11 protein-coding genes are annotated in these 12,149 nt (G+C 68.1%); 2 read left to right on the plus strand and 9 right to left on the minus strand.

Annotated features, from left to right (window positions below):
- Positions 1-10: 10 nt before the first annotated feature.
- The 6 genes from VSR71_RS12210 to VSR71_RS12235 all read right to left on the minus strand — a co-directional run bounded on the left by VSR71_RS12210 (position 11) and on the right by VSR71_RS12235 (position 5,746).
- Positions 11-997 (minus strand): tripartite tricarboxylate transporter substrate binding protein, encoded by a 987-nt coding sequence (locus VSR71_RS12210; protein WP_428979392.1) that lies wholly within the window; start codon positions 995-997, stop codon positions 11-13.
- Between the two features lie 73 nt (positions 998-1,070).
- Complete coding sequence (locus VSR71_RS12215) at positions 1,071-1,436, minus strand: Zn-ribbon domain-containing OB-fold protein (RefSeq protein WP_342914116.1); 366 nt, start codon at positions 1,434-1,436, stop codon at positions 1,071-1,073.
- A complete protein-coding gene (locus tag VSR71_RS12220) occupies positions 1,433-2,596 on the minus strand; it encodes a thiolase family protein (RefSeq protein ID WP_342914117.1) in 1,164 nt (387 codons plus the stop codon). Before VSR71_RS12220 ends, VSR71_RS12215 begins: the two co-directional genes overlap by 4 nt.
- 1 nt (position 2,597) lies before the next feature.
- Positions 2,598-3,839 carry an ABC transporter substrate-binding protein gene (locus VSR71_RS12225; protein WP_342914118.1) on the minus strand — a complete coding sequence of 414 codons (1,242 nt, stop codon included), beginning with the start codon at positions 3,837-3,839 and terminating at the stop codon, positions 2,598-2,600.
- Positions 3,840-3,876: 37 nt separating this feature from the next.
- The gene (locus tag VSR71_RS12230; protein ID WP_342914119.1) at positions 3,877-4,932 is read right to left on the minus strand and encodes a cyclase family protein; all 1,056 of its coding nucleotides are present in this window, start codon (positions 4,930-4,932) and stop codon (positions 3,877-3,879) included.
- Position 4,933: 1 nt separating this feature from the next.
- Positions 4,934-5,746 (minus strand): IclR family transcriptional regulator, encoded by an 813-nt coding sequence (locus VSR71_RS12235; RefSeq protein ID WP_342914120.1) that lies wholly within the window; start codon positions 5,744-5,746, stop codon positions 4,934-4,936.
- A 344-nt stretch (positions 5,747-6,090) separates the two neighbouring features.
- Here VSR71_RS12235 and garD point away from each other — a divergent pair, with 344 nt between their 5' ends.
- A complete protein-coding gene (gene garD / locus VSR71_RS12240; RefSeq protein ID WP_342914121.1) occupies positions 6,091-7,650 on the plus strand; it encodes a galactarate dehydratase in 1,560 nt (519 codons plus the stop codon).
- A gap of 250 nt (positions 7,651-7,900) precedes the next feature.
- Positions 7,901-8,587, plus strand: a complete 687-nt coding sequence (locus tag VSR71_RS12245) for a hydrolase (RefSeq protein ID WP_342914122.1) — start codon at positions 7,901-7,903, stop codon at positions 8,585-8,587.
- Positions 8,588-8,797: 210 nt separating this feature from the next.
- On the opposite strand, the gene VSR71_RS12250 is transcribed toward VSR71_RS12245, so the two are convergent.
- From VSR71_RS12250 to VSR71_RS12260, 3 genes are all read right to left on the minus strand, one after another.
- Entirely contained in the window at positions 8,798-9,484 is a 687-nt protein-coding gene (locus VSR71_RS12250; protein WP_342914123.1) for a hypothetical protein, read from the minus strand.
- Positions 9,481-10,887 (minus strand): selenium-binding protein SBP56-related protein, encoded by a 1,407-nt coding sequence (locus VSR71_RS12255; RefSeq protein ID WP_342914124.1) that lies wholly within the window; start codon positions 10,885-10,887, stop codon positions 9,481-9,483. The genes VSR71_RS12250 and VSR71_RS12255 overlap by 4 nt, the downstream gene beginning before the upstream one ends.
- Before the next feature lie 246 nt (positions 10,888-11,133).
- Entirely contained in the window at positions 11,134-12,072 is a 939-nt protein-coding gene (locus tag VSR71_RS12260; protein WP_342914125.1) for a LysR family transcriptional regulator, read from the minus strand.
- Positions 12,073-12,149: the final 77 nt, after the last annotated feature.

Here is a 12,149-nt window from a genome sequence, read left to right on the forward strand (position 1 = left end):
GTGTGATCGATCAGTCGATGGTGGCGCCGGATGCCTTCACGACCCGGGCCCATTTGTCGATTTCCTTGTCAAGGAACTGCGCGGTGGCTGGCGGGGAGGTCCATTCCGCGGCAAAGCCCTGCGTGGCGAAGCGCGCGCGCACGTCGGCGTCGTCGAGCACGGATCTCAGCGTCGTGCCGAGCGTATCGAGCACCGCGGGCGGCGTGCCGGCGGGGGCCAGCAGCGCGTTCCAGGCGCTGGCCTCGTAGCCCGGCAAGCCTGACTGCGCCACGGTCGGCGTGTCCGGCGCGGCCGTTGAGCGCGCCGCGCCCGTGACCGCCAGCGCCTTGAGCTTGCCGTCGCGCACGAACGGCATGGCCGACAGCATGGTGTCGAACATCACCGTGGCCTGGCCGCCCATCACGTCGGTCAGCGCGGGAGCGCTGCCCTTGTATGGCACGTGCGTCATGCGCACGCCGGCCATGCTGTTGAACAGTTCCGCGGCCAGATGGGTGGACTGGCCATTGCCGGAGCTGGCAAAGGTGACCTGGCCGGGCCTGGTCCTGGCCAGCGCGATCAGCTCGGCGACATTGCCCGCGGGCGTGGCGGGCGCGGTCACCAGCACCAGCGGGCCGCGCGTGAGCAGGCTCACCGGCGCGAAGTCCTTGCGCGTGTCGTAGCCGGGCTTGCGGAACAGCGTCATGTTGATGGCATGCGCGGTGGTGGCCACCAGCAGCGTGTAGCCGTCGGGCGCGGCCCTGGCCACCGCCTCTGCGCCGATATTGCCGCCGGCGCCGGGACGGTTCTCCACCACCAGGGGCTGGCCGAGCTTGTCCGAGAGCTTCTGGCCGACCACGCGCGCGACGATGTCGGTCGGGCCGCCGGGCGGGTAGGGCACCACCAGCCGGATCGGCTTGGCCGGGAAGGGCTGCGCCAGCGCTGGCGGCATGACTGCCGCGGACATGGCGAGACAGGAAAGCAGGGCGAGCGCGTGCCGCCGGGATCGATTCGGTGCCAAGGGGGGGTTCTCCGGTTGTGGTGCCGGCTGGGATGGGAGCTCGGGCGCGCGCCGGCTGGCGCGGGGAAGGCCGCTATTCGCGCAGGAAACGCAGCAGTGTCCCTTCGCCGAAGCGCAGGAAGCCCGCGCGCACGCGGTCGCCGATGGCCACGCCGGGCTCGGCATGGCCCATCACGCGCGGGCCTTCGTCCAGCGTGGCCAGCACCAGCGTGTAGGGCGCCAGGGCGCGGAAGGCCTCGGCCGGGGCACGGCTGATCTCGGTGACCGCATAGACCGTGGCGAGTCCGCCGGCATCGCGCCAACGCAGTTGCACGCTGCCGCAGGCCCGGCATGCGTGCCGTTCCAGCGGTTGCCAGATCCCGCAGGCGCCGCAGCACTGGTATCGCACCACGCCGGCATCGAGTCCGTCGGTGTATGGATGGCTTGTGGGATGGCTCATGGCGTGGCCTCCAGCACCAGGCTGACATGGGACGACAGCACGCCGCCGTCGGCGTGGAACAGCGCGCGGCGGCGCTTGCCCAGCTGGCGTTCGCCGGCGCGGCCCGCGAGCTGGCGTGCGGCTTCGGCAAGGTGCATCAGCCCGCCCGCCACGCCGGAGTGGCCGAACGCAAGCAGCCCGCCGTGCGTATTGAGCGGCAGCGCGCCGCCGCGGCTGAAATCGCCGGCTTGCAGCCGTGCATGCGCTTGCCCGCGCGGGGCCAGCCCCAGTTCTTCCAGCAGCATGACCAGCGTGATGGTGAACGAGTCATAGATCGCCAGGCAGTCGATGCCGTCCACGCCGCCGCCTGCCTCGGCAAAGGCGCGCCGCGCGGCCTCGGCGGCGCCGGTCTGCATCACGTCGTCGATCGCGCCGAGGTGCTGGTGCCGGTGCGCCTGCCCCGCGCCGGCGATGCGCACCGGCGTGCCGGCGCCGGCGTCGGCGTCGAACTCGGCGGACACGATCACCGCCACCGCGCCATCGGAAATCGGGCAGCAGTCGGACAGCCGCAGCGGCGTGGCGATCGGGCGGGCGGCGCGTGCCTGCGCGAGCGACAGCGGCTCGCGCAGGTGCGCATCCGGATGGCCGGCGGCATGCTCGCGCATCAGCACCGCGAAGCCGGACAGCGCATCGGCATCCATGCCGGTCTCGTGCAGGTAGCGCGACGCCAGCAGCGCGTAGTAGGCCGGCACCGAGGCGCCGTTGGGCACTTCGGCATGCGGCTCGCCCACCTGTGCCAGCGTCTGGATCGACTGGTCGCGGCTCTGGCCGCTGAGGCGGTTCTCGCCCGCGACCACCAGCACATGGCGGCAGCGGCCGGCGCGCACCAGCTCATGCGCCAGCATCGCCATCACGCCTCCGGTGGCGCCGCCCGCGGCCACGCCGTGGGCATAGGCGGGCGTGAGGGAGGCGTATTCGCAGAAGCGGTCGGCCAGCATCAGGTGCGGCAGCGTGGTGGCATAGCCGCACAGCACCCCGTCGATGCCGGCGCGCGCCAGCCCGGCATCGGCCAGCGCGGCATCGGCGGCCTGCGCCATCAGCGCCAGCGGCGTGCTGCCCTCGATGCGGCCGAAGCGAGTGTTGCCGGTGCCGCGTATATAGCTGGTATAGGTGGCGCTCATGTCAGTGCCTGAGCAGCGGGCATTGCGACTTCGATGCCGGCATGAAGGCCTGCTCGCCGGGCACCGTCGCCACGACCTTGTAGTAATCCCATGGATACCTGGATTCGGCGGGCGTTTTCACCTCGAACAGGTACATGTCGTGGATCATGCGGCCGTCCTCGCGAATGCGGCCGTTCTTCGCGAAGAAGTCGTTGACCGGCATCGATTTCATCTTCTTCATCACCGCCGCGGTCTCGTCGGTGCCCGCCGCCTGCACGGCCTTCAGGTAGTGCATCACCGACGAATAGGCGCCGGCCTGGCTCATATTGGGCATCTTCTTCAGCTTCTCGAAATAGCGGCGCGACCACGCGCGGGTGGCATCGTTCATGTCCCAGTAGAAGGCCTCGGTCAGCACCAGGCCGCCCGCGGTCTTCAGCCCGATGGCGTGGATATCGTTGATATAGAGCAGCAGGCCCGCCATGCGCTGCGCACCGTTGCGCGTGAGGCCGAACTCCGACGCCGCCTTGATCGCATTGATGGTGTCGCCGCCGGCATTGGCCAGCCCCACGACCTGCGCCTTGCTGGCCTGCGCCTGCAGCAGGTACGAGGCAAAGTCGCTGGCGCCGATGGGGTGGCGCGCGGCGCCCAGCACCTTGCCGCCGGTCTCGTTGATCACCGCGGTGGCGGAGTCCTGCAGCGTATGCCCGAAGGCGTAGTCCGCGGTCAGGAAGAACCAGGTCTTGCCGCCGCGCTGCACCGTGGCGCGCGCGGTGGTGTTGGCAAGCGCATAGGTGTCGTAGGCGTAGTGGACCGATACCGGCGTGCACAGGTCGTTGGTGATGCGCTCGGTGCCCGGTCCCGAGAACACCACGATGCGGTTCTTCTGCTTCGCCACTTCCAGCACGGCCAGCGCCGGCGCCGAGGCGGCCACGTCGAGGATGGCATCGACATTGCCGGTGTCGTACCACTCGCGCGCCTTGTTGGCGGCGATATCGGCCTTGTTCTGGTGATCGACCACCACCAGCTCGATCTTCTTGCCCAGCACCTTGCCGCCGAAATCGTCGATGGCCATCTGCGCCGCGGTGGCGCTGCCGCGGCCGGTGACGTCGGCGTACAGGCCGCTCATGTCGAGCAGCATGCCGATCTTGACCACGTCGTCGGAAATCGCCGCCCTGGGCTGCGCGTGCGCGGCGCCGCAGGCCAGCGCGGCGGCCAGGGTGAGCGCGCCGACGGCCCGGCGTCGGATCGAATGGCGAAGCTTCATGGTGTCTCCTCTGGCTTGTTTTGGTTTCTGGTCTTGGCTAGACCGTGGCGATCGGCGTCACCGGCGAGCCCACCGCGCCCGGCAGCCGCAGCGGTGGCGCGGTCAGCTGGAAGCGGGTGCGGCCGTTGGCGCGCAGCCAGTCGGCCAGCTCGCGCAGGTACCACAGCTCGCCCAGCGGCAGGCCCAGCTTGAACAGGCAGTGGTGGTGCAGCGGCAGCAGCGGGTGGTGCTGGTCGCCGTCGGGCGCGGGCCGGGCCGGGTAGCGCTCGACCGCGTAGTTGTCGGCGATCAGCGCGGCGATGCCGGCATCGGTGATCCACTGCAAGAGGCGGTCGTCGCGGCCGTCGAGCGCGCAGCAGCTGTGATGCAGCACGGCTTGGTCGGGCTCGCGCTGCATCGACAGCACCACCTCGGCAAAGCCGGTGCGCAGCAGCAGCATGTCGCCGGGCTCGACCTCGGCCTTGCCGGCGTCCATCGCGCGCATCAGCTCGTCGTAGCCGATGTTGCGGAAGTCCTGGCCGTACACGTGAGCCAGGTCCACCAGCACGCCGCGTCCCTGCATGCCCTTGACCGCGAAGTTCTCGATGCCGAGCGCCTGCGCGGCGCTGTGGTCGTGGCCGCAGGGATGGGCGGCGAAGTGGTCGTCGTCGGCGTAGTCCACCGGGCCGACGATATGCTCGTTGGCGCGGAAGCCGTTGTAGTAGACGCGCTCGGGCCGGCCGTCGCCGTCGGCATCGAACAGCGCGCCCACGTGCGCCAGCGCATCCCACTGCGTGCTGTACTGCAGGCACATCAGCACCTGGTCGTCGCTGATCACGTCGGTGGCGGCGGGATCGACCTTGGCCAGCGGGAAGTTGAGGTAGGGGCTGTCGTCGCGGAAGGTGGGGCGCAGCTGCGGCGGGTGGCGGCGCGGGTTGAGCTTGTTGCCGCCGGGATAGTCCAGCGGCAGCGACAGGCAGAAGCTGATGCCGGCCCGCACCTCGCGCGCGCCCCTGACGACCTGCTCGGGGCCGATCAGGTTGACGCGGCCAAGCTGGTCGTCGGGGCCGAAATCGCCCCAGTTGGAGCCCTGCGGACGTTGCTTCCAGCGCATGTCATGCCTCCTCTCGCGTACGTGGCCGGGCGGCCGGCCGTTGGATGTCAGGTCCGGCGCCGGCGCGCGCGCGCCAGTGCTGGCAGATAGCGTCGGCCTCGCGCCGCAGCGCGCGCGCCATCGCGGCCTCGCGGCCGGTGATGCGCTCGTTCAGCGCCGCAATGCTGAGCGCGCCCAGCGGGTAGCCGTCGGGGCCGGGCAGGGCGATGGCGATGCCGCCCATGCGCTCGACCACGACGTCCAGCAATACGGCGTAGCCGCGCTCGCGCGTGGCCTGCACATGGCCCAGCAGCATGTCGCGGCTGAAACGCGGGTAGCGGCGCATGGCCGGGGCGATGCCGTCGAGTACGGCGTCGACCTCGGCATCGGGCAGCGCGGCCAGCAGCGCCAGGCTGCCGGCGCCGATTCCCAGCGGCCGGCGGCTGCCGATGTCCAGGTAGTTGGCGCGGATCGGGAAGGTGCCCAGACGCAGTTCGATGCAGACCGATTCGCAGCCGCTCGGCACGGACAGGATGGCGCTGTCCTCGAAGGCATTGGCCAGCCGGATCAGCGCCGGGCGTACCAGCGGGCGCAGGTCGGTGCGCGCCAGCGTGGCGGCATGCAATGCCAGCCATTCGCGTCCCGGCGCAAAGGCCTTGGTGGCGGGATCGCGCTGCACCAGGCCCTCGGCCGTCAGGGTTTCAAGCAGGCGCAGCGCCGAGGCCTTGTCGACGCCGGCGGCCAGCGCCAGGTCGGTCAGGCGGCTGTTGCGGGCATCGGTCAGCGCGCGCAGCAGGCGGCAGGCTTTCTGCAGCGAGGTGCTCGGGATGGTCACGCCGGTGGTCTCCTTGTCCGGTTTTCGTCACGTGAAACCGGTTGGAGCCGTTATAGGCCATCTGGCACCGCTCGTCATTCTGCGGTGCCAAAAAGTTTTGCCGGATGAAATAGATGACTATCGTCGGCAGGATCAGCGATAGTTGTCATACAACATCATCGAAAATCAATGGCTGACAACGAAAGATTCGCGTCCATGCAAGCAATTCGATGCATTATATGGCGCATAAGCCGCTCAAATCAGGGTAACCCCGGACACCAGTGCGCGCCAGAGTCTCTACAATGTCGTCAGACAACGTAACACATGGGTGGCCCCTCGCCGCCCCCTGAAGAAAGCCTGCAATCATGAGTGAAGCGACCCCAGCACCGGCATCGCGCCCCCTCTACATCACGATGCACCCCGACGACAACGTCGCCATCGTCGCCAACGACGGCGGCCTGCCGGCCGGCACAACGTTTCCGTGCGGCCTGACGCTGGTCGAAGGCGTGCCCCAGGGCCACAAGGTCGCCTTGACGGACCTGCGCGAAGGCGACGAGGTGATCCGCTACAACGTGGTGATCGGCTACGCGCTGAAAGACCTGCCGCGCGGCAGCTGGATCAACGAGCGCGTGATCCGCATGCCGGCCGCGCCGGAGCTGCACGACCTGCCGGTCGGCACGCGCGTCACGCCGCTGCCGCCGCTGGAGGGCTACACCTTCGAGGGCTACCGCAATGCCGACGGCTCGGTCGGGACGCGCAATATCCTCGGCATCACCACCACCGTGCAGTGCGTGGAGGGCGTGGTCGAGTTTGCCGTGCGGCGCATCAAGGAAGAGCTGCTGCCGAAGTACCCCAACGTCGACGACGTGGTGGGCCTGGAGCACACCTACGGCTGCGGCGTGGCGATCGACGCGCCGGATGCCGGCATCCCCATCCGCACGATCCGCAATATCGCGCTGAACCCCAACTTCGGCGGCGAGGTGATGATCGTCAGCCTGGGCTGCGAAAAGCTGCAGCCCGCGCGGCTGGTGAGCGCCGGCACCATCCCGATCCAGCGGGAAGGCGAGCCCGACGTGGTCTGCCTGCAGGACGAACAGCACGTGGGCTTTGCCTCGATGATCGATTCGATCATGGCCACGGCCGAGAAGCACCTGCAGCGCCTGAACGCGCGCCGGCGCGAAACCTGTCCCGCATCCGACCTGGTGGTGGGCGTGCAGTGCGGCGGCAGCGATGCCTTCTCCGGCGTGACGGCCAATCCCGCGGTGGGCTTCGCCACCGACCTGCTGGTGCGCGCCGGTGGCACGGTGATGTTCTCCGAGGTCACCGAGGTCCGCGACGGCATCGACCAGCTCACCGCGCGCGCGGCCTCGCCCGAAGTGGCCGAGGCGCTGATGAAGCAGATGGCCTGGTATGACGCCTACCTCGAGAAAGGCAAGGTCGACCGCAGCGCCAACACCACGCCTGGCAACAAGAAGGGCGGCCTGTCCAATATCGTGGAAAAGGCGATGGGCTCGATCGTCAAGTCCGGCACCGGCCCGATCCACGGCGTCAGCGGTCCGGGCGAGAAGGTCACGCAGAAGGGTCTGATCTACGCCGCCACGCCGGCGGGTGATTTCGTCTGCGGCACGCTGCAGCTGGCCGCCGGCATGAACCTCCACGTTTTCACCACCGGCCGCGGCACGCCGTACGGGCTGGCCGAGGTGCCGGTGATCAAGGTCTCGACCCGCAATGACCTGGCACGCCGCTGGCACGACCTGATGGACGTCAACGCCGGCCGCATTGCCACCGGCGAAGCCACCATCGAAGAGGTGGGCTGGGAGCTGTTCCACACGCTGCTGGCGGTGGCCAGCGGCAAGAAGTCCTGGGCGGAACACTGGAAGATCAAGAATGCGCTGGTGCTGTTCAATCCGGCGCCGGTGACCTGAGGCTGGGTGACGGTCCTTCGCGGCTTGATTGAAGAAGACGGCGGGGGGCAACGATTCATGGCTCTTGACTGGGCGGCCGGCAACGGCCGCTCTTTTTTGCCCGGAATCAATCATCAAAATATTTGAATAACTATGTGATGATGAGAGTAATTTGGCAGGCACTTCGTTCCGTATAGTTCATTCCATCGCAGCGCCACACACCAAAAGACGTTGCGGGAAATTGACCAACCTAGCTTACGGAGAGCCCATCATGTCGAACGCCAAACTGGAAGTCCTGACCCCGCAAAACAGCCAGCTGATCATCATCGACCACCAGCCGCAGATGGCCTTCGGGGTGCAGTCGATGGACCGCCAGCTGATGAAGAACAACGTGGTCGGCCTGGCCAAGGCGGCAAGGATCTTCGACATCCCGACCACCATCACCACGGTCGAATCGGACTCGTTCTCCGGCTATACCTACCCCGAACTGCTCGACGTATTCCCCGGCAAGGAAACGCTGGAGCGCACCTCGATGAACTCGTGGGACGACCAGAAGGTGCGCGACGCGCTGGCCGCCGCCGGCCGCAGGAAGATCATCGTCGCCGGCCTGTGGACCGAGGTCTGCAACACCACCTTCGCGCTGTCGGCGATGCATGACAGCGACTACGAGATCTACATGGTCGCCGACGCCTCGGGCGGCACCAGCAAGGAAGCGCATGACTACGCCATGCAGCGCATGGTCCAGGCCGGCGTGGTGCCGGTGACCTGGCAGCAGGTGGTGCTGGAATGGCAGCGCGACTGGGCCCGCCGCGATTCGTACGACGCCGTGATGGCGCTGGTCAAGGAACACTCCGGCGCGTACGGCATGGGCGTGGACTATGCCTACACCATGGTGCACAAGGCCGCGCAGCGCACTGCGACGCAGCACGTGTCGCTGGCCCCGGTTCCCGCGGTCTGATCGATCGCCATTGCATCGGCATCCCGGACAGGAGAACAACATGAATATCGGTGAAAGGCTTGGCCGCGGCGCTTGCCTGCTGGGATGCTGGCTTGCGGTGATGATGGGCAGCGTCGGCGCCGCGGCGGTGGTGGCGCAGACGCTGGCGGTGTGAGGCACTACTGTGATTCGCGGCTTCCTGCTGTGATCTTGCTGGGGATTCCTTCCAGGCTAGCGCAGCCACGGAAGCCGGATGCCGCTGAATGCCAGCGCCAGCCCGCCGACCAGCACCAGGCTGAGCGCCCACACCACGTCGAGGTTGAACCAGCTGCGCGACACGAATTTGAGCCCGACATAGCGATAGACCAGCCACGCCACCAGGCCGCCGGTCGCGATCATGGCCGTGGCATGCACGACGGACACGAGCAGCGCCATGGAGACATTGGCATTGGCGCCCATCAGCGCAGTGGCGGCCTGGTGGCCGGCATCCTCGTCGGCGCGGCACAGCCCGAGATAGATCGGCACCAGCATCAGCCCGGCACCGTGCGCGATTGCCACGGCAAAGGACCACAGCGCGAGGCGCGACGGCGGAATGCGCGCCAGTGTGCGCGGATGGCGGCGCCAGACCAGCAGCGCCAGCCCCCAGCCGATCACCAGCAGCCCCGCGGCAAACTGCAGCGGCGCCTGCCAGCGGATCACCATGGCCAGCATGCCGAACGGCAGCATGACGGCGATCATCGCCAGCAGGTGGCCCAACGCCAGCGATCCGAGCGCCGACACCACGGCGCGGTCCTGCCGCGCCAGCAACCCGTTCGAAACAGCCAGCGGCCATCCCATCGCGGGATTCAGGCCGTGATAGATGCCGCTTGCCAGGACCGCCGACCACAGGCCGGCATGCTCCCAGGAGAACGCCGTCAAGACCGGACCGACGGATAGCAGAACGAGTCAGTCGAGCAGTCGCCGCCTTCCAGCCGCACCTGGTGCGCGCGGTAGCCGTCGGGGAATTCCAGCCAGTAGTCATCGGCCAGCGCCAGCCCGCCCTCCGGCTCGGCCCGTCCCATCACCTGCACGCCGGGCACGCCATCGGGATAGAACTGGTTGTCCCAGGTGGAGTAGAGCGAGTTGGTCCAGTAAACGCGCTTGCCGTCGCGGCTGATCTCGACCATCTGCGGGCCGCCGGCGAAGGTCTTGCCGTTCGGATGCGGCGTGCGCCGTGCAATGCCGCCGAGATGGACCGAGCCCGACAGCCGCGGCTTGCGCGGATCGGTGACGTCGTACTGGCGCATCTCGCCGGTGCCCCAGCAGGACACGTAGAGGAATTTGTCGTCGAGCGACAGATCGATGTCGGTGATCAGCGGCGGCACCGCGCCAAAGCCCTGCAGCAACGGCGGCAGCAGGTCAGTCGAGGCCGGCTCGGGCGGGATGGTCGCGGTCTTTTCCGCATGGAACTTGCCGCCTTCGCGCCACCAGGTCCAGATCGAGCCTTCCAGGTTGGTGGTGTCGACCACCACGCCGACAAAGCCGTATTCCCGCACCGGGTCGTGCGCGGGCCTGACTTCCAGCGCCATCTGGTGGTTGGCGCCCAGGTCGATGGTCTGCACGTTGCGCCGCGCGCGCAGGTCCCAGAAATGCAGCTTGTGGCCGTACTTGTTGGAGAGCAGGTCTTCCGCCACCAGGCCGTTCTCGAACTGCGGCGGCAAGGCCCATTCGCTCGACACCATGTAGTCGCGCGGCAGGTTCCACCAGAAGTCGTAGTGCTTCTCCTGCTCGCCGCGGTCGATTTCCCAGCGGCCGAGCACCTCGAAGGTCTCGCAGTCCATGATGAAGATGCCGGGCAGGCCGTCGGTGCCGTCCTGTCCCGCGCCGCCGAGCGTGCTGACGTAGATCCCTTCCGGGCCGCAATGCACGGTGTGCGGACGCGAGTAGCCGGTCTTGCTGATGATCTCGTCCGGCTCGATGATCTTGTGGATGCGCGCCTGCGTGGGATGCGGCTTCGTGTCGATGATATAGATGCGCGACGAGCGCATGCCGGGAATGATCAGGTAGCGCCGCTCCAGGAACGCGTGGCCGGTCAGCGGCGACAGCGCTGAGGAACAGGCATTCCAGCCGAAGTGGTGCAGCTCGTCGCCCTTGTTGGTCATCGGCACGGTATGCACCACCGTGCTGTAGGTGGGCGAGCCGGGCTTGACGTCGATCACGGCCAGCGCGTCGGGGCGCGAGCCATCGGGGCTCAGCAGCAGGGTGTAGGCGAATTCTTCCGGTGGCGCGCTCATCGCGAGCTGGGGCGACGGGTAAAACGTGGGATCCGGCCGCATGTTCATGGTTAGCCCTCCTGGTTCTACGCCGGTCACATGCCGCGAGATCGCGCAGGCCGGCATGGCAGCGTCCGCGCACGGAAGTGGACTTCGAGCGTACTTAGCCTAGGTCGTTCTCCAACCCTAGTCAAACGGGCCGGCACGCTGGAGCAGGGCCGTTCTCGTCACGCTGGAGGCGCGTGACGCGTAGGCGCGCGTAGGGCCGCGCGCGCCCTATGCGCGTTAATGCGTGTTAATGCGCCTTAATTCGCCTTAATGCGCCGGCCCGACGCCGGCATCAAAGCGCGAGGACAGCCCCCGGTCGCGGAACGCCGACACCACGAAGTCGATGAACACGCGCGTCTTCGGCGGCAGCAGCGTCCTGTTCGGGTAGTACAGCGAGATCGGCCCGTTGTCGGCGTGCCATCCGGGCAGCAGCCGCACCAGCGCACCGCTTTCCAGCCATCGCGCCGCGTGCGGCGTCGGCAGCAGCGCGACGCCGTAGCCAAGCATGGCCGCGTGCGCCATGGCCTCGGGGTCGTCGAAGATCATGCGCGTGCGCTGCGTGACCGGCGCCTCTTCGCCTGCTTCGTTGCGCAGCGTCCAAGCGCGCAGCCTGCCGGTCGGGCCCGAGCGCCGCACGATGCCGTCCATCGCGGCCAGTTCGCTGGGGTGGCCCGGCATGGGCCTGCCCGCCATATAGGACGGCGATGCGGTCGCGACGATGCAGGTCCGCGCCAGCTCGCGCGCCACCACGCCCTCGGTCAGTTCAATGCCGCCGCCGATGGCCGCGTCAAAGCCGTCATGAATCAGCTCGGCGGGGCGGTTGTCGAAATGCCAGTCCGGCACGATTGCCGGATAGCGCTGCAGGAACTCGCCCAGCAGCGGCACCAGGTGTTCGCGGCCGAAGGCGAGGGCCATGCTGACCTTGAGCGTGCCCGCGGGCTTGCCCGCGTCCTGCGACGCGCTGGCAAAGGCATCGCGCAAGGTCGAGAAAGGGTTCGAGACCTGCCGCAGGAATTGTTCGCCGCTGGCGGTCAGCGTCAGCTGGCGCGTGCTGCGCTGGAACAGCCGCAAGCCCAGGTGCGACTCCAGCCGCGCCACGTTCTTGCTGACCGCCGCGGGCGTCATGCCGAGCTGGCGCGCCGCCGCGGAAAAGCTGCCGGCTTCGGCACTCCGGACAAAGGATTCGAGCAGGTTCAGGGCTTCCATGGCGTCAGCTTATACCAGTGGTTGAAAAAGTTGATGCCAATTCGTGGCTACCGAAGGGGCAATACGCAAACCATACT

This window comes from Cupriavidus oxalaticus (genome assembly GCF_038900635.1).
GTDB lineage: Bacteria > Pseudomonadota > Gammaproteobacteria > Burkholderiales > Burkholderiaceae > Cupriavidus > Cupriavidus oxalaticus_B.

Coding starts and splice junctions, on each gene's coding strand:
- VSR71_RS12215 (WP_342914116.1), bottom strand. CDS start 1,436: ATGAGCCATCCCACAAGCCATCCATACACCGACGGACTCGATGCCGGC.
- VSR71_RS12220 (WP_342914117.1), bottom strand. CDS start 2,596: ATGAGCGCCACCTATACCAGCTATATACGCGGCACCGGCAACACTCGC.
- VSR71_RS12225 (WP_342914118.1), bottom strand. CDS start 3,839: ATGAAGCTTCGCCATTCGATCCGACGCCGGGCCGTCGGCGCGCTCACC.
- VSR71_RS12230 (WP_342914119.1), bottom strand. CDS start 4,932: ATGCGCTGGAAGCAACGTCCGCAGGGCTCCAACTGGGGCGATTTCGGC.
- garD (WP_342914121.1), top strand. CDS start 6,091: ATGAGTGAAGCGACCCCAGCACCGGCATCGCGCCCCCTCTACATCACG.
- VSR71_RS12245 (WP_342914122.1), top strand. CDS start 7,901: ATGTCGAACGCCAAACTGGAAGTCCTGACCCCGCAAAACAGCCAGCTG.
- VSR71_RS12255 (WP_342914124.1), bottom strand. CDS start 10,887: ATGAACATGCGGCCGGATCCCACGTTTTACCCGTCGCCCCAGCTCGCG.
- VSR71_RS12260 (WP_342914125.1), bottom strand. CDS start 12,072: ATGGAAGCCCTGAACCTGCTCGAATCCTTTGTCCGGAGTGCCGAAGCC.